Source organism: Pseudoalteromonas sp. AS84 (assembly GCF_038900255.1).
Classification (GTDB): Bacteria; Pseudomonadota; Gammaproteobacteria; order Enterobacterales; family Alteromonadaceae; genus Pseudoalteromonas.
Window position 1 is genome coordinate 161,565 of the sequence record NZ_JBBMQY010000002.1, and the last position, 16,503, is coordinate 178,067.

Annotated in this window: 14 protein-coding genes; 9 read left to right on the forward strand and 5 right to left on the reverse strand. The window is 38.4% G+C overall.

Features of this window, described 5'->3' with window-relative positions:
* Positions 1-61: 61 nt before the first annotated feature.
* The gene (locus WNY79_RS03170; protein WP_007583286.1) at positions 62-1,312 is read left to right on the forward strand and encodes a sodium:proton antiporter; all 1,251 of its coding nucleotides are present in this window, start codon (positions 62-64) and stop codon (positions 1,310-1,312) included.
* A 104-nt stretch (positions 1,313-1,416) separates the two neighbouring features.
* Here WNY79_RS03170 and WNY79_RS03175 read toward each other — a convergent pair whose 3' ends face one another.
* On the reverse strand, positions 1,417-1,875 hold the full coding sequence (locus WNY79_RS03175) for a hypothetical protein (protein ID WP_231616293.1): 459 nt from the start codon (positions 1,873-1,875) through the stop codon (positions 1,417-1,419).
* 469 nt (positions 1,876-2,344) lie between these two features.
* On the opposite strand from WNY79_RS03175, the gene WNY79_RS03180 reads away from it, so the two are divergent.
* From WNY79_RS03180 to WNY79_RS03210, 7 genes are all read left to right on the forward strand, one after another.
* Positions 2,345-2,749, forward strand: a complete 405-nt coding sequence (locus tag WNY79_RS03180; protein ID WP_024600636.1) for a hypothetical protein — start codon at positions 2,345-2,347, stop codon at positions 2,747-2,749.
* Positions 2,750-3,297: 548 nt separating this feature from the next.
* On the forward strand, positions 3,298-3,708 hold the full coding sequence (locus WNY79_RS03185; protein WP_024600637.1) for a hypothetical protein: 411 nt from the start codon (positions 3,298-3,300) through the stop codon (positions 3,706-3,708).
* Positions 3,709-4,266: 558 nt separating this feature from the next.
* A complete protein-coding gene (locus WNY79_RS03190; RefSeq protein ID WP_342875107.1) occupies positions 4,267-7,362 on the forward strand; it encodes a PilC/PilY family type IV pilus protein in 3,096 nt (1,031 codons plus the stop codon).
* Between the two features lie 318 nt (positions 7,363-7,680).
* The gene (locus tag WNY79_RS03195; protein ID WP_170070708.1) at positions 7,681-8,019 is read left to right on the forward strand and encodes a methanolan biosynthesis protein EpsI; all 339 of its coding nucleotides are present in this window, start codon (positions 7,681-7,683) and stop codon (positions 8,017-8,019) included.
* Positions 8,012-9,352: an SPFH domain-containing protein gene (locus WNY79_RS03200; RefSeq protein WP_076925962.1), complete on the forward strand. Its 1,341-nt coding sequence runs from the start codon at positions 8,012-8,014 to the stop codon at positions 9,350-9,352. Before WNY79_RS03195 ends, WNY79_RS03200 begins: the two co-directional genes overlap by 8 nt.
* Before the next feature lie 151 nt (positions 9,353-9,503).
* Positions 9,504-9,773 carry a YrhK family protein gene (locus WNY79_RS03205; RefSeq protein WP_342875108.1) on the forward strand — a complete coding sequence of 90 codons (270 nt, stop codon included), beginning with the start codon at positions 9,504-9,506 and terminating at the stop codon, positions 9,771-9,773.
* A gap of 77 nt (positions 9,774-9,850) precedes the next feature.
* Complete coding sequence (locus tag WNY79_RS03210; protein WP_197186017.1) at positions 9,851-10,366, forward strand: M23 family metallopeptidase; 516 nt, start codon at positions 9,851-9,853, stop codon at positions 10,364-10,366.
* On the opposite strand, the gene WNY79_RS03215 is transcribed toward WNY79_RS03210, so the two are convergent.
* Positions 10,363-11,532 carry an MFS transporter gene (locus tag WNY79_RS03215; protein WP_076925960.1) on the reverse strand — a complete coding sequence of 390 codons (1,170 nt, stop codon included), beginning with the start codon at positions 11,530-11,532 and terminating at the stop codon, positions 10,363-10,365. The genes WNY79_RS03210 and WNY79_RS03215 overlap by 4 nt on opposite strands.
* 298 nt (positions 11,533-11,830) lie before the next feature.
* A complete protein-coding gene (locus tag WNY79_RS03220) occupies positions 11,831-12,778 on the reverse strand; it encodes a sodium-dependent bicarbonate transport family permease (protein ID WP_342875109.1) in 948 nt (315 codons plus the stop codon).
* A gap of 146 nt (positions 12,779-12,924) precedes the next feature.
* On the opposite strand from WNY79_RS03220, the gene WNY79_RS03225 reads away from it, so the two are divergent.
* The gene (locus WNY79_RS03225) at positions 12,925-13,869 is read left to right on the forward strand and encodes a LysR family transcriptional regulator (protein ID WP_342875110.1); all 945 of its coding nucleotides are present in this window, start codon (positions 12,925-12,927) and stop codon (positions 13,867-13,869) included.
* A 19-nt stretch (positions 13,870-13,888) separates the two neighbouring features.
* Here the strand turns inward: WNY79_RS03225 and WNY79_RS03230 are convergent, their stop codons facing one another.
* Both WNY79_RS03230 and WNY79_RS03235 read right to left on the reverse strand, forming a co-directional pair.
* Positions 13,889-14,890 (reverse strand): LacI family DNA-binding transcriptional regulator, encoded by a 1,002-nt coding sequence (locus WNY79_RS03230; RefSeq protein WP_024594396.1) that lies wholly within the window; start codon positions 14,888-14,890, stop codon positions 13,889-13,891.
* Positions 14,891-14,965: 75 nt separating this feature from the next.
* Positions 14,966-16,492, reverse strand: coding sequence for an MFS transporter (locus WNY79_RS03235; protein WP_197173878.1), 1,527 nt, complete (start codon positions 16,490-16,492; stop codon positions 14,966-14,968).
* Between the last annotated feature and the right edge of the window lie 11 nt (positions 16,493-16,503).

A 16,503-nucleotide genomic window follows, 5' to 3' on the forward strand; every position in this document is an offset into this window, starting at 1 on the left:
AACCTTTCTGCTTTGTTTGTTTTGAGCAAGGCATCATTAAATAAATATTGAGATTTAAACCATGGCACCAGGAACCAGCCTAAGCGTACTTGAAATAAGTGCGATATTTTTATCAATTACCGCGTTACTCACCTATGTAAACCATCGCTTTATTGGGTTGCCAACAACCATTGGCGTTATGGTTATTTCGATGCTTTTATCTATCGGCGCTATATTTTTGGGCTTTTTAGGGTTTGATGATCTTATAGATTACGAAGTGAGCTTGCTCGATCAGTTAGATTTTACTGAAGTTTTGCTTGATGGCATGCTCTCTATGCTGCTTTTTGCAGGGGCGCTACATGTAAATGTTAGCGATTTAAGACGCTATAAATTACCAATAGGTATTTTGGCCTGCGTTGGGACGTTGCTATCTACGGTTATTATTGCAGGCGCGCTTTATTTAGTACTTCCTTTGCTTGGTTTTGATTTAGCGTTTATTTGGTGTTTACTGTTTGGCGCATTAATTTCGCCAACCGATCCGATTGCGGTAATGGGTATTTTACAATCTGCGGGTGCGCCTAAAAGTATTGAAACCGTGATTGCGGGTGAATCGTTGTTTAACGATGGTATAGGCGTGGTTATTTTTGTGCTTTTATTGGGTGTTTTATCAAGTGGTGATATTCCTACAACTTATTATGTAGCGCACACGCTGGCGGTTGAAGCCGGTGGCGGTATTGTTTTTGGTTTGGTATTAGGTGGTATTTTATATTACTTACTAAAAAGTATTGATAGTTACCAAGAAGAAGTACTACTTACTTTAGCGGGCGTTATTGGTGGTTATGCATTGGCAAGCCATTGGCATTTGTCGGGCCCGCTTGCAATGGTAATGATGGGGCTAATGGTGGGCAATCATGGTCGTAGTATGGCTATGAGCGATAAAACACGCCATTACGTTGATTTGTTTTGGGAGCTGATTGACGAAATTTTAAATGCCATTTTATTTGTACTCATAGGGCTTGAAGTCGTCATGATTGCATTTTCGAGTAATTTATTTATTGCTGGTGGCTTAACTATTTTTATAGCGTTAATGGCACGTTTAATTGTTGTGGGTATAACAACCACTACATTTAATAAGCAATTAGAGTTGCCATCTGGCGCATGGAAAGTTTTAACCTGGGGTGGCTTGCGTGGTGGTATTTCGGTTGCTCTGGTATTGCAATTACCTGATGGGAACGAGCGCGATATTTTGTTGGCTCTGACTTATGCGGTTGTGGTGTTTTCTATTTTAATTCAGGGTTTGAGTATTGGTAAAGTAGCCAAAACTATCCGTTAAATATAAATCGGTTAGACTAAACCTGTTAAATGTAATTTTTAAAAAAGCGTGTGAAATAGCTGTATTTCACACGCTTTTTATTTTTTTATAAAACAAAAGGGGAGTTAAAACGTAAAGCTGAGCTGCACACCGCTGTAAATATGTTCTTGTGCTTCCCAGTAGTCGCCATCTATTTGGCGTGCTCGGGTAAATACTTCTATTTTAAATGGCTTGAAGTGATAACCCGCACCTATACCTGCGTAACCGTCAATGTCGTTGTTCGATTTTTCTATTTGGTAGGTGTTATCGCCTCTATCGTTTTTAAAGGCGAGTTCGAACAGATCTAAGCCAAGCTCGGCGTATATAAAAAAGTCATTGAAATAACCAAGCTTCATTCCGTTGTCCCACGTTATAAACTCTTCTTGCTCGCCTTGTTTATTATCGATTACTGCCGCGCCAATTGCGCTTGTAAAAACAACACCAAAGTTACTGTAATTTTGCTTAACCATCATTTCTACACCCGCAGATGTAATGCTGCTATCGCCATTAAATTCTGATTTTATAAACATACCGGTGTTAGGCATGTTGTTACCGAGCAAAAGCCTTGCGTTAGCATTTTGGCTAAATGATAAAAGCGTGCTTAATAAAACAAAAAGGGGAAGTGTGTGTTTCAAAAAAGTTAATCCATTAATGATGAAAAGTTACCAGAACTGCAATTATAAATACATAACTTAGTATTGCATGTAATTAAATGTATAAATTTGTTTGAATGTTACTCAGCTATGCTTAAGTAAGTTGCTCAAAATAAAATCGACTAAATAAAAGCATAAATAATTATATACATTTTAAAACGTAAAGTAGCGATTTTAGGCACGTACGATGATGCGTAAGCTATTTAAATATATAGAAAAAGTTTAAACGTATTAGACTAAGGTCTATAGGTTAATTTTCTTCACTTATTAGGTTTGTTTTAATCGTTTGTCGGGCTTGTGTTAATTCTCTAAAGTTCAGTTGTCGGCAACAAGCACGGCTTAACTAATCAGGAATATGACCATGAAAACACTTATCAAAACTATCGCTCTTAGCTCACTATTAACATGTTCAGCTGCTGCAGTAGCTGATGCAAGTGATTACAAATTAATGGTTATTGAAACTGCAACAGCGCCACAGCCACTTGAGCAATCATTTAATAGCTGCGCACTGAATGTTAAGTCAAAAAATTATGCGCAAGCGGAAGAAATTTGTACTAAAGCAATCGCACTTTTAAAAGACGCAGATGGCCCTAAATTTAAAGTACGCCAACTTACGTCATTCGCATTAAGCAACCGTGGTGTTGCACGTTTAAAAGCCCATAACGACACTGCTGCACTTGCTGATTTATACGAAGCATCAAAATTGTCTAACAGCACGATGGTATCGCACAACTTAACTCGCGCTAAAGAAGAATTATCGTTATAAAAAACCTTTGTAACGTGTTTTATAAAGTGCTTATTAAAGCATGATATAAAATAGCGAGAGTAAAAAAGCCGATGTTGGGTTAAACCCTAACATCGGCTTTTTCGTGTTTATTAACTTTGTATTGTGTTATACCAATCCGCAATAATACTTAATCATTTTGCGGGGCTAAACGTGTCGCTACCTGCGTTAAAAAATTCTCATTTAGAAGAACCAAATAGCGAATTTTTTGCCTAGCTATCAACACGTTTTTTCATCCTCAAAATAGATCACTTAATTAAGCGAATTGGTATTATTAAAAAATAATAAAACTGTATTCTGTTATTTATTGTTTATTGTTTATTGTTTATTGTTTATTGTTTATTGTTTAGTGATTTTGTAGTTTTTAACTGATTGTAATTAATAAGTATTTTTACAAGTGTTAGACTAAAGTCTATAGGTTAGATTTATTCACTTATTAGGTTTGTTTTTATCGTTTGTGGTAATTGAGCTAACACTCTAAAGTTAAGTTGTCGGCAACAAGTACGACTTAACTAATTAGGAATATAATCATGAAATTTACACTTTTAAAAACCATCGCTCTTGGCTCATTATTAACTTGCTCAGCTGCTGCAATGGCTAAACAAGGTGACTATAAATTAATGGTTATTGAAGACTCTGTAACTGCAGCACCCGCATTTGAAAAATCATTTAATAGCTGTGCTTTAAATGTTGAATCAAGAAACTACGAAGAAGCAGAAGCTATTTGTACACAAGCAATTGCATTACTTAAGCAAAGCCATGGTCCGCGTTTAAAAGTACGTGAACTTACATCGTTTGCATTAAGTAACCGTGGTGTAGCGCGTATTAAGGCTCAAAAAGACACTGCTGGTATTTCTGATTTATATGAAGCGGTTCAAATTTCTAAAAACTCACTTGTAACGCATAACTTAACTCGCGCTAAAAAAGAGTTATCTTTATAAGAATGCTTGCATAAAGCGCTTATAATTTAGCGAGAGTATAAAAGCCCATATTAGGTAGCACCTAATATGGGCTTTTTTTGTATGTTTCAATAACCGTAGTTACCTATTAAATACACTTTTTTTAATAAAGCAGCTTTACTGAATAATAGTGCTTTTAAGAGTGATTTTAAGAGCCTTACGTTACTAATTTATATTGGTAAGTACTTGTTACCTAAAGCATAGGTCTATAAATATAGAAACATAGGTAAAAATATTATTTTTTGACGTGACTTAACTGTGCAGTAAAACGGGATTGTTTTATTTAAGTGGTTGTTTTTAATTGATAATAAAACCTAATACCTTTGACTTTAGTCTGTTTTTATTTAAAAATCGAAATGATATATATTTTATAGTATTAACGACATGTGAATGCTAATCACTGTTTTGTGATAAATAACTAGGTATTACCTTTGTTTTAATTTTTAGTCCCACCTCCATATTACTAATAATTAAACACGGAATAGAGTAGTTATTAACTTGCGCAATAAAAATAAAAAGCGCAAATAAAGGGATTTAAAAATGCAATTCAAACTAAAAAAAATAGCTGCCTTGTTATTCGGGGTGGGTATTAGCCTTTCTGTATTTGCCGAAGATATAGAACTATACGTAAACCATAATGTTGAAACCGACGAAAACCCTCGCGTGCTTATTGTGTTTGATACATCAGGAAGTATGAAGACTAAGCTGCCTAATGGGGGCCCTAAAAAAATCGATGCTGGTATAAGCGCGATGACCCAATTAGTAAGTGATAACAGCTCGATTGATTTTGGTTTAATGCGTTTTTATAGTTCATACGGTGGATATGTTTTATCTGATGTTGGGACTGATCACGATACTATCACGGATAAAATTGAAGAATTAAGTGCGGGTGGAAGCACGCCTTTAGCTGAGACTCTATGGGAGGCTTATCGATACTTAAGAGGTTGGTATGTTGATTATGGTCGAAATAAAGGTGATAGGGATTATTCTGCCGAAACAGGGAATCGATATGACGGCTATGATTCTAAATACATCTCGCCCTTTAAAGCTGTTCAAGGTTCTGATGAGCGCTGTGACAACTCTATTAACGTGATTTTAATGACCGACGGTGATCCCTACAACGATAATCAGTCAGACTCAGATATAAAAGCTTTATACAAATCTACTTTTGGTTCATATCCTAGTACTACAAGTAATAGCTATTTGGCTGCTTTAGCTCAAATAATACATGGTACAAGAGATGTTGAGGTGGACTTGTACGACACCACGCCAGAGGTTGCTGATACTGGGCGAGTTTTTACTATCGGTTTTGGTAGTGGCATGAGTACAAATGGTAAAAAGTTATTAGAAAAAACCGCTTTATTGGGAGGAGGCGAGTACTTACATGCAGATACATCAACTGAACTTTCTGAAGCACTTAATAATACAATATCGAAAATACGCGAAGTTAACGATAGTTTTTCATCTCCTACGGTAGCAAGTAACAATGTTGACCAAACTCGTAGCCGAGAGTCAATTTATTTTGCGATGTTTTACCCAGAAACAGGCGCACGCTGGAGCGGGAATTTAAAAAAGCTTAAAGTGTCTGGTGCAAATATTGTAGATTCAACTGATAAAATAGCTTTAGATAATAATGGGTTGATTGATGAAAAAGCACGAACTTTTTGGCTGCCAACTAATAAGCCTGCAGACGGTAATTTAGTGGCTCAGGGGGGCGTAAATTTACTTTTATCAACCCTAGACCCTGATAGCCGTAAAATTTACATAGATAAAACGGGCAGTATTATTGATTTTACTTTTGATAAAGTACAAACCATTTTAAATTTAGCGACAAGTACAGTTACCGATCTTGCCCCTGATTTGATTCCTAATATTGGGTTAACTTTAGAGGAAGATGATATTAGCTGGGCACGAGGAGTTGATGTTGATAATGAAGATGGAGATGACTCATCAGTCGATCAGCGAATCAATATTTTTGGCGACCCTTTGCATTCAAAACCGGTATCTATAGATTACGGCGATGGAAGTATTCATATACTTGTTGGTACCAATGCCGGCTTTTTACATATGTTTGAAGACAAAGGCGATACTGTTGAAGAAAGGTGGGCTTTTACACCAGCAGCCTTATTAAAAAACATTCCGGCTTTGCGGAGTAATCTCGCAAATACAAAAGTGTATGGCATGGATGGCCCTATAAGTGTGTTCTTTAATAATAAAAGTTTAAACACTGATGGTTTAAATGATGGCGTTGTTAAAGCAAGTGAGGGCGATGAAGTTTGGGCATTTACAGGCATGCGCCGAGGCGGTAAAAATTACTACGGCCTGGATATAAGTGACCCAGATAAACCTAAAAAATTATGGAATAAGCCAATTGTTGGTGGCTCTGAAGAATTTAAATATTTAGCGCAAACATGGTCTAAGCCCCAAATTGCGTATATTAAAGCGTTTGGTGAGGATCCCTTGCTGATATTTGGCGCAGGCTACGATACAAACAAAGATAATGCGATTAGAACAACAGATGAAACCGGGCTAGGTATTTACATTGTTAATGCTAAAACTGGCGAAAAGGTATGGGCGCTCACTCCAGATGAACATGGTTTTACCGGTGAGCACAGTATTGCAGCGGATGTAACTACGCTTGACTCAGATTACGATGGGTATATTGACCGAATTTATGCAACCGATACTGGCGGTAATATTTGGCGTGTAGATATTCCCACCGATGATGAAGATGAGATTACTCACTTTAAACTTGCGGAGCTTGGCAGTACATTAGCGTCACAAGACAGACGTTTTTTTTATAAACCGTTAGTTGCTAGAACGCTGTTTAGTAAAGTTACTAAGACCAATTATGATGGTGAAATGATCACGACTCGTTTAGACACCCCGTACGACGCAATTGTGATAGGCAGCGGAAACCGCTCAAACCCACTTGCTACTAATGAGCAAGATCAGCTTTATATGATCCGTGATGAAAACACCTTAACAAAAATATTTACTGAATTTCCAGATCCAATAGTGCCAGATGATTTAATGAAAATGAATGAAGACCCATTTGGTAACGCACTTGATGACGTTGATAAGTTTGTTAACCTTGAAGTTAAGTTAGCTGAATTTAAAGGTTGGCGATATGAATTAGGGACAGGCGAGAAGTCCCTTGCTGCAGCTACAGTCGTTGGTGGGGTTGCTTACTTTACTTCCTTTACGCCCGCATCTTCCTCATCAACTCAAAACCAATGCTCGTTAACAGGCGGCGGTGGGTCGCTTTATGCCTTTCATTTGCATTACGGAACGAAGGTTTATGACGATGTGAAATTTGCAACAAGTAATGATGTACCAGATACACCACAACTATTTTTTGGAGAAGGACCTTCGTGTGAAGATAGTGATGCCAATGGTAAGTGCGATTGGGATGATGAAACGGATGTAACGCAAATTAGTCAGTTTTATTTAATAGGCCCTGGGATTGAGGGTTCTGATAAGCCAATAAAAGCTATTGAAATACTTGGACCAAATTTAAATATTGAAGATGGAAAAGTTAAGCTAGTAAATGGCGCTGAACCAATTGGTTTTGGCTTCAAAACTCAACAAACGTATATTTATAAACGCGAAGAAAACGATAGTCAGGCAAATTAAAAATACGATACTATAAGCTTTAGCCACCTTATTTAGGTGGCTTTTTGCTTTTAGAAGCCAATCAAAAATGCAGATGGTTTGCTTATATAATTGTTTTATAGTCATCGCAGGGCTCTAAACCAACCCATGTATACCAATCCGCAATAACCTCTCAAATTGTTTAGTTATTATGTGCAGTTTTACTATATACCTGCTGAACTTTATTTTTAATCTGTTTTTTACTCGGGTTTACTGTAAAATTACTGGGTTAACATTTGTTAAGCAGTGCTTACAATTGTTATTGCTCGTTAAGTATTTAAACTAATTTAAGTAGAGCTTATGATTTTTTATATTATAGGGTTAAGTTTACTGATTATTATTTTATGCGTTGCACTTTATGTAATTTACAGCAACGTACATAAAAGTCGGGTAAGAAAATCCAAGGAATACAACGTACTGTTTGATAAAGACACGATAGTGGATGATTTAATCACTCAACTAACAGAAAAAAACCAAACACAAGAAAACCAAGATAAAACAGCAAAAGGTAAAGAAGAAATCCTTGCAACATTTGTTGAGTTACATCGCTCTGGTAGCTTTTGCGCACATTTGAGTGAACAGGAAATTATTTACTTTGTTAAAAAGAAATTAAACATGGAGAGTAGTAAAAATGGATAGCGAAAAAGCAGTCCCAGCAGTAAAAAGTGGCTCATTTATGAGTCGATTTGGTCGTCGTAATGTAATTGTTGTTTCATCAATTGTTGTTGTATTAGCGGTAATTGCAACGCTTACATCGCAAGTTGTTTCATGGAATGAAGCTGATGAGCGTTTAGTCCATCAATCGGCTTTTACAGGTAACTTAACCGTAATAAATCAAGCCGGCCCTTATTTAAAAGCGTTTGGTACTACATCGGCTTATAAAAAAGTAATATCGATTAATTTTACGGGTGACGCAGGCGCAACAGCAAGCGCAATTGTACCGCTAATACCCATTCGATTTTTAGATACGACAACGGGTGGCGCACGCGGTGTTTCTCGTTTTAGATTACCAGGCAATGTACCAGCAGCTGAATCGGGTGCTTTACGTGGTTTACTTAAAATACACGAAGAGTTTGGCTCACAAGAAACATTAATATCTAATTTATTAATGCGTGCTACCACTGAAAATGTAAAAGCATCGGCGCGTATGATGTCGGTAGAGCAACATTACTCTGGTGGTAATGGTCAATTGAGCCAAGATTTTGCTGATCAATTAACCAACGGTATTTTTGTTACTGAACAAATTATTAGTACCGGTGAGCGCGATAAATCTGACGATTTAGGTAATTTAAGTAAACAGCAGCGTGTCACTATTAATATTAAAATGGACGATGAAGGTAATACACTGCGTAATGCACCTATTTTAGGCGCTTATGGTATTACAGTAGTTGATGCCAGCATTATTGATATTGACTACGAAAGCAAAGTAAACGCTCGCCTTGAGGCGCAAAAGCAAGCAGCTGCAGATGAAGCACTAGCGCGTCAAAACCTTAAAAAAGCTGAGCAACAAGCACGTACCGAAGTGGCTTTAGGTGAGCAAGCAATTGCTAAGCAACGTGCTGAATCAGAAAAGCTTAAAATTAAAGAGCAAATTGATGCTGAGCGAATTAAGGCAAATGCTATTATTTCTGCGCAGCAACGTGTTGCTGTAAAAGCGGAACTTGCAAAAGAGCAAGAAGAGATTTTAAAGCAACAACGCCTAGAAGCATTAGGTATGGACGTTTTAGCAGAGGCTCGTTTAAGAGCTAAGTCTGCGGCACTTGATCCTAAGTATGTATTTGATGAAACGCTAAAAGCAGAAGTTAAAATTCAGACTGCTTTATTTACAAGTTTAGGTAATAGCCGTTTAGTGCCTGAAATTGTAATAGGCGGGAGCCAAGGCGAGCAAAGTAATGGCTCTGAATTTATGCGCTTATTAGCCGCTGATGCAGCACTAAGTCTTAAAAAACGTTTAGAAAAAGATAAAAAATAAACAATAGTTAAGTATTGTACAAACAATAAAAACGTTGGCTGAATCGCATTGGCCAACGTTTTTTATTGCGTAAATTTTGTTATTGTATGGTGCGGCTTAGCTTGTGAAAACAAGCTTTTTAAATTATGAAATAAAAGAGTGAGCAGTACTTATGGACTCCAGCAGTAATCAGTTTATTTTAGATTTAGGGCAAGAGCATATTACCATCCAGCGGCGTTATGAAGCGCTGGGTGCATTTAACGATTTTTTAATTGCCGTGTGGTTTTTAATTGGTAGTTTTTTCTTTTTAAATGACTCATTAGTAGAAAGTGGCACATGGTTGTTTATAGCGGGCAGTGCTCAATTACTTATAAAGCCTGTTTTAAAGTTGATCAGCTTAGTACATGTTAGTCGGGTATTTCATTCAAATAAAACAGCATAAATACGACTCATGATGAGTTCAGTTATTATGGCTAATAATTTACCAGTATAAGTTATTTAAATATCAAGGATAGAGCAGTGAAAGTACTTAAGTGGATTGCAATTGGAATAGCTACTTTATTAATTATAGGCTTACTAATTCCCGAAAAAATAATGATTCCGGTACAAGGTGCTACACCTAAAGATTGGAACCATAATACATTTTGGTATGAGCCTTGGGGCAGATCGGGTGTGCACAAAGGAATTGATATTTTTGGCATAAAGAACACTCCAGTAGTTGCCTCAACAAACGGGATTGTTATATTTGCAGGTGAATTAACTCGTGGTGGTAAAGTGGTTGCGGTGCTTGGGCCTAAATGGCGTATACATTATTTTGCACATTTAAATGACTACTCGGTAAGTGCTGGTGATGTTGTAAGCATAAACAGTCAAATTGGGTTACTAGGCGATACTGGAAATGCCGCAGGGAAGCAGCCTCATGTACATTATTCTATTTTATCGTTAGTGCCCATGCCATGGCTTTATACAACACAAAGCCAAGGCTGGAAAAAGATGTTTTTTTTGAGTCCGCACGACAAATTAAAAACTACTTAGCCTGCAACTGGGGTTTTACCCGCGCGAATATTTTTAATGCTTTTAATAAACATATAAATACAGGTAGTGATTAAACAGCCTGCTAAATAAAACACAATACCGTTTGATGCATCAGATAAATTGGCAGCAAGCATAGGACCAAATACCGAACCAATACTGTAACTTAAAAGCATAACCTCAGTTGCTGAGACTATTTTTGCTATTGGCAATGAGTCGCACGCAAGTGTTATAGCAATCGGGTAAAGTGCAAAGCTGCACGCGCCTAGTATTAAGTAGCTCACTATTAATCCTGCTAAAGTGTTTGCTTGTAATATACCCACAGCACCGGCTGCACCTACTAAACAAAACATACCCATCAGTAAGCTTTTTTCAAGCCGAGTAGATAAGTAACTCACAAGCGGCTGCACGACCATGCCGCCTAAAATAATAACCGCCATAAGTGTCCCTGTGTACTGAGCTTGATCAGTCTGTGCTGCAATATAAACAGGCATTAAGCCGTAAATAGGGCCCAGTAATAAGCCTGATGCTAAGCATCCAAGCATAGCTGGGTGGCTTAGTGATTTTATTTCTTTTAGTGGTAGTTTTTCAAGATGTTGTTTTTCGGGCTGACCTTTAGTTATTAATAAAGGCGCTAAAATAGCTAAAAATAATAACGAGGCTACAAATAAATAAGGCGTTGAACCTTCGGTGCCTAGCGGCCCTATAGCAAGTTGACCAACCGCGCTGCCCCCATAAAGTGAGGTCATGTATAAGCCCAAACGTTTAGCACGCGACTTTGCGGTATTAGTCATTAACAACCAAGACTCAACAACGACAAACACACCGGCAACAGCAACACCTGCTACAAATCGTGCAATTAACCAGTTAACGGTATTTGGTAGTGCAAGTTGTGCAAGCACGCTGACTATTAATAAGCTTAAAAATAATATAAATGCGAAGCGATGACCAATTTTTACCACAATGCGCTCTATTGTGGTTGCGCCAATAAGTAAGCCAAAGTAAAAAATGCTCGCAAGCCAAGGCGCTAGGTTTTCATCGAGTTTGAATGCGGGTAACGACAGTGGAATAAGGCTCATTAAAAAGCCGGATGCGATAGCAAAAAATGACAGCCCTATAACAGGCGCTAAAGGGTTGTTAGAAGTGCTTGTGGCGGCTAATTCGGCCATGTGTGTTTATCGACTCATTGAGATAAATAACCACTGTTTTAAAGTTTGAGAGGTTACTTTAATAATAAAATTTGCGCGAATTTAGTGCCAAATTAAAAATAAGTAAAGTGATATTTTATTAAACAATATAAATATATTTTAAAACGATCGTTTTGGTAAATTATCGGATCGATTATGCTTTTTATTGTAGTGTTTTTATGTAGATATTGTTTTATATTTGTGAGTATTTATTAGTGTTAAACCCTATGTAAAATAGGGTTCAACAGTTTTTAAAGTGATAAAATTAACATTTATTTGTTTATTGCATTGCTAGTGCAAGGTGGTGATATAAACCAATACCAACAATGACATTAAACGGGAAAGTTACACCGAGAGAGCTCAGCATAGCAAGACCAATATCGGCTTTAGGAATTGCCGCTTTTATTGCAGCGGGTGCGGCTATGTAAGAGGCGCTGGCTACTAAACTTCCCAATATAACTACCGAGCCTAATTCTAAATTTAAAAGTGTGCCTACTGCAGTGCCAATCGTGCCTAAAAATAGCGGGGTGACAATAGCAAATACCGCGAGCTTCCAATGTTCCCAGGGGATAGGGCGCAAAGTTTGCGCGGCTACTAAACCCATTTCTAGTAAAAATAATGCCAGAACAACCTTAAAGCTACTTGTTAAAAGGCTAGTTACTTGGCTGCCTTGAACCGTGCCGTACATCATACCTATGACGACACCACCTATAAGCAAAATGACACTTTTGTTCGTAAGAGTTTCGTGCCAAAGCGCTTTTAACGATGGTTCACTTTTTTGGCTGCTTTGTTTATCAAGTTTTCGGTAAAGCAATAAACCAACAATGATTGCAGGGAGTTCTAGCATCACTAAATACAGGGTTACTTCTGCACCCACTACCAATTTAGCCGATTCGGCATAGGCAAGCGCTACAGCAAATGTCCCCGCACTTACTGAGCCATAATGCGCGGCAATGCTGGCACTATTAGCAACAGAGAGTTTAATCACGTATTTTAAAATAGGGTAAAGCATCAATGGTATAAGTGCGCCAAGTAGCATTACCGATCCCATTTCGGGCAGTAGTTGCCAGCTTAAGTTGCCATGGAGCACCATACCGCCTTTTAAGCCGATGGTTAACATGAGCAATAAGCTTAATGTGTCATAGGTGGCTTTTGGAATAGCCAAGTCAGAGCGTAAAATACCCGCGACTAATCCTAAAATAAAAAACATAACAACAATATCAGGCACTGGCTTTCCTTACTAGGTGGTATATTAAGTGGCGCTATTGTAGATAAAACTTTGTATAGTAAATAATAAAATAAATACGAGTTAGTTATAGATAAATATCTATATCTGATTTATTAAGTGCTGTTTGTTAGGTTTATGAGGTTGGTATGGATTTACGACATATATCGTTTAGGTTGCTCGAAGTATTTATGAGCGTGGTTAAAACAGGTTCAATAAGCGAAACTGCAAGGCGTTTACACCTAACGCAGCCAACGGTATCGCTACAAATAAAGCGATTACAAGAAGCGGTAGGTGAGCCGTTATTACTTATGCAACAGCAAAAGCTACACGTAACCGATGCCGGACTTGAGCTATTTAAAACGTGCCAGCAGGTGTTTGGTCATTTTGACGATTATCAAGATTTTTTAACCGAGCTTAACGGTGGGGCACGCGGTCGTTGTAAAATTGCGATGGTTAATACGGCGCAATATATTTTACCGAAATTACTTGGCCCCTATAGTAATTTACATCCCCACGTTGAACTTCCGCTTGAGATTGGTAACAGGGCAGAGGTGCTTGCTAGGTTTGAGCGAGGAGAGGACGATATTTATGTATTTAGCCACCCGCCGTCGCTTGAGAGCGCACAAGCTGCGCGCTTTTTGCATAATCCACTTGAATTTATAGTGCCACTAAACCACCCGCTAGCTCACGTAAAAGCCGTTAAATTAACGGATTTAATGCAGTATCGCTTTTTACTCCGAGAAAATGGCTCAGCGACCCGTATGTTATTTGAAAGCGAGTTACAAAGCCGAGGATTAGTGCTGAGCGATAGCGTACAAATGGCGAGTAATGAAGCAATACGTGTCGCGGTTGCATCGGGGATGGGCATTGCGGTTTTATCACGCCATGTACTTGCAACAGACGATACAAGTTTTAAAATTTTAAACGTAACCGATACCCATTTAGCGAGTCATTGGTATTTTGTAATGCGAACAGATAGGCACATATCGCATGCTGCACGTAACTTTTTAAAGTTTGCGCAGCAGCACGTTGAGCAATATTTAGATACACAGTGGGTGCGTAATGAGTTACATAACTTAGATTTAAACTAGATTTAAATTAGGTTTAAAGTTAATTAATATCGGGTGTTGAGTCTCTTAAAATAAGCTTTGGCTGAAACACGTGCTTTACTGTTATGCCGCTTTTTTTATAAATGTCTTTAAGTACTAAGTTAGCCGCAGCTCGGCCCATTTCGGGAACTGGGTTATCTATTGTAGTAAGCGTTGGGTAGAGGTAATTGGTAAAAATTACGTTATCGAACCCAATAATGGCTAAATCTTTTGGTAGGTTAAAACCGTGTTCGCGGGCGTATTTCATAGCACCCGATGCCATTTCGTCATTGGCACATACAAGAGCGGTTATTTGCGCTTTATTTTGAATAAAATGCCTTAAACCATCGCTGCCACCAGTTTCTTTAAAGTCACCTACATAATATAAGTTTTCGTCAAAGGTGATGTTGTATTCTGCTAGTGCTTGTTTGTGACCTTTTAAACGATTTGACGCATCTTCTTTAAACTGTGGTCCTGCTATGTACGCAATGTTTTTATGACCTTTGTTGATCATGGCTTTAGTGGCTAAGTAGCCGCCCATTACGTTGTCGAGGCTAATGCAGTTTTCTTCAATTTCTTTAACGTAGCGGCTCATTAAGTAAATAGGGGTTTTGCCTTTACTTAACTCAATTAGATACTCGTTTGATACCGCTTCTACGTGGGCAATAATAGCGTCGCAATTACGGCCTATTAAAAATTCAAAGCCGCTTTTTTCTTTTTTCTCGTCACTGTGCCCTGGGGTAATAATAACGTGTTTACCCGCAATACGAAGGTGCTCTTCAATGGCTGACATCATTTGACCAAAAAACGGACCATCCAACTCCGAAACTAAAATACCGACGCTGTTTGTAGTGCTAGAGGCTAAAGAGCGTGCAATAGAACTTGGCTGATAGCCTAGCTCTTTCATTGCTTCTAATACCTTTTTCTTAGTTTTTTTGCTTACGTAGTCGTTGTCGTTAAGTACCCTTGAAACAGTTGATAAAGACACACCTGCCATTTCTGATACTTGATAAATTGTCGCCATTGATGTCCTAGCTTATATGTGTTTTTACTCGCGCTTTATAAAAATATAAAGCGCGAAGAGTCATTAAAACTTAATTTACACATTACTGCGTCTAATTGCTAAGTCTTCTGTTATTTTTTGCGTCATTGCTGAGGTAAGCGGATAAATAAGCATCAATGCGGCACCTAAAAATGCAAATGCGGCAGGTATCCAGCTCATAAGTAACTGCATGCCAGGTAGAGCTTGGGTAATTGTTAGCTCATCCATACCGTTATAGCCGTAGCCTGCAAGTACCACTAATACTAATGCACCTGCAAAACCACCACCGGTTTTTTGCACAAATGTACCCGCAGAATAAATAAGCCCTGTTGCGCGGCGTTTATTTTTCCACTCTGAGTAATCGGCTGAATCGCCAAGCATACTAAAGAACAATGTTGGCATCATGGCGGCAAAAAATTCAGCAGCACAACCAAAGGTAAATACTGCTACCAGGTTATCGCTAGGCACCCAGTAAAATGCAGTAGTGAGTAACCCGCTTAGCATTAATGATGCAATAAAGAGGTTTCGTTTACCCATTATTTCGGCCAGTTTACCTGTGGTAAGTGCGCCTAATATAGATACAACCAACAAGGCAATAAAGTATTGCCCAGCCATGAGTTCATTAGCTACGTGGTACTTAAAGTAGTACGCAATTACACCGTATTTTATGCCATTAAACATCATGGTTAAAAAACCAATACCGAGTAATACCAGCCAGGGTTTGTTGGTCAGAAGATCAACCATGTCACGCTGTGATCCCGTTAAGCTTTGCTTATCTTTATTGAGTAATTTTTTAATAACGAATGTCATTGCAGCCATAACAAGGGCAAAAAATACGCCGCTGTATAAATCGCGGTAATAAAAAAACAAGGTAGTAGCAAGCAAAGGTAGGATTATAAATGGCAAGCTTTTGGTTAAATCAAATAACTCTGATTTTAAATTCCCTTCATTTGAGGCGTGCGGTGTTACACGCTCTTTCGTGGTCGCAAACGTTATAATCATTAAAATAATAAGTAAGCTGGCAAATAAGTACATAGTAAGCTGATAGCCTTTAGCGTTGTCGCCGCCACCAAAAAATGCCACTAGCTCAGGTAAAAAACCCATAACCAATAAACCACCAGTAAACGCACCTGCAAACCTAAAACCAGAGAGCTTTGTGCGCTCTGTGTCGTCTGGTGTCATAACGCCCATAAGTGCCGAGTAGGGTACGTTACTTACAGTGTAAGCAAGCGTTAAACCAATGTAGGTTACGTAGGCATAAATAAGTTTGTTGGTGGTGCTAAAGTCGGGGGTAGTAAAACACAACACCATAAACAAGCCCAAAAATGGTGCCGAGTAGAGTATCCACGGGCGAAACTTACCAAAGCGCGACTGCGTTCTGTCGGCAATCATACCCATAATAATATCGGTTACGCCATCAGATAGCCTTACCACTAAAAACAACATGGCAGCGGCAGCCGCCGATATGCCAAATGTATCGGTGTAAAACACCGCTAAATAAGCAAGCGCGCCGCGCCACACTAAGTTAGCGCCGGCATCGCCCATGGCGTAACCGACTTTTTCGTATAAAGGGAGTTTGTTCACAGTGTGTGTTC

Excerpts from the sequence above, each read along its gene's own strand:
- WNY79_RS03170 (WP_007583286.1), top strand. The coding sequence starts at position 62 with ATGGCACCAGGAACCAGCCTAAGCGTACTTGAAATAAGTGCGATATTT.
- WNY79_RS03175 (WP_231616293.1), bottom strand. The coding sequence starts at position 1,875 with ATGCCTAACACCGGTATGTTTATAAAATCAGAATTTAATGGCGATAGC.
- WNY79_RS03180 (WP_024600636.1), top strand. The coding sequence starts at position 2,345 with ATGAAAACACTTATCAAAACTATCGCTCTTAGCTCACTATTAACATGT.
- WNY79_RS03185 (WP_024600637.1), top strand. The coding sequence starts at position 3,298 with ATGAAATTTACACTTTTAAAAACCATCGCTCTTGGCTCATTATTAACT.
- WNY79_RS03190 (WP_342875107.1), top strand. The coding sequence starts at position 4,267 with ATGCAATTCAAACTAAAAAAAATAGCTGCCTTGTTATTCGGGGTGGGT.
- WNY79_RS03195 (WP_170070708.1), top strand. The coding sequence starts at position 7,681 with ATGATTTTTTATATTATAGGGTTAAGTTTACTGATTATTATTTTATGC.
- WNY79_RS03200 (WP_076925962.1), top strand. The coding sequence starts at position 8,012 with ATGGATAGCGAAAAAGCAGTCCCAGCAGTAAAAAGTGGCTCATTTATG.
- WNY79_RS03205 (WP_342875108.1), top strand. The coding sequence starts at position 9,504 with ATGGACTCCAGCAGTAATCAGTTTATTTTAGATTTAGGGCAAGAGCAT.
- WNY79_RS03215 (WP_076925960.1), bottom strand. The coding sequence starts at position 11,532 with ATGGCCGAATTAGCCGCCACAAGCACTTCTAACAACCCTTTAGCGCCT.
- WNY79_RS03225 (WP_342875110.1), top strand. The coding sequence starts at position 12,925 with ATGGATTTACGACATATATCGTTTAGGTTGCTCGAAGTATTTATGAGC.
- WNY79_RS03230 (WP_024594396.1), bottom strand. The coding sequence starts at position 14,890 with ATGGCGACAATTTATCAAGTATCAGAAATGGCAGGTGTGTCTTTATCA.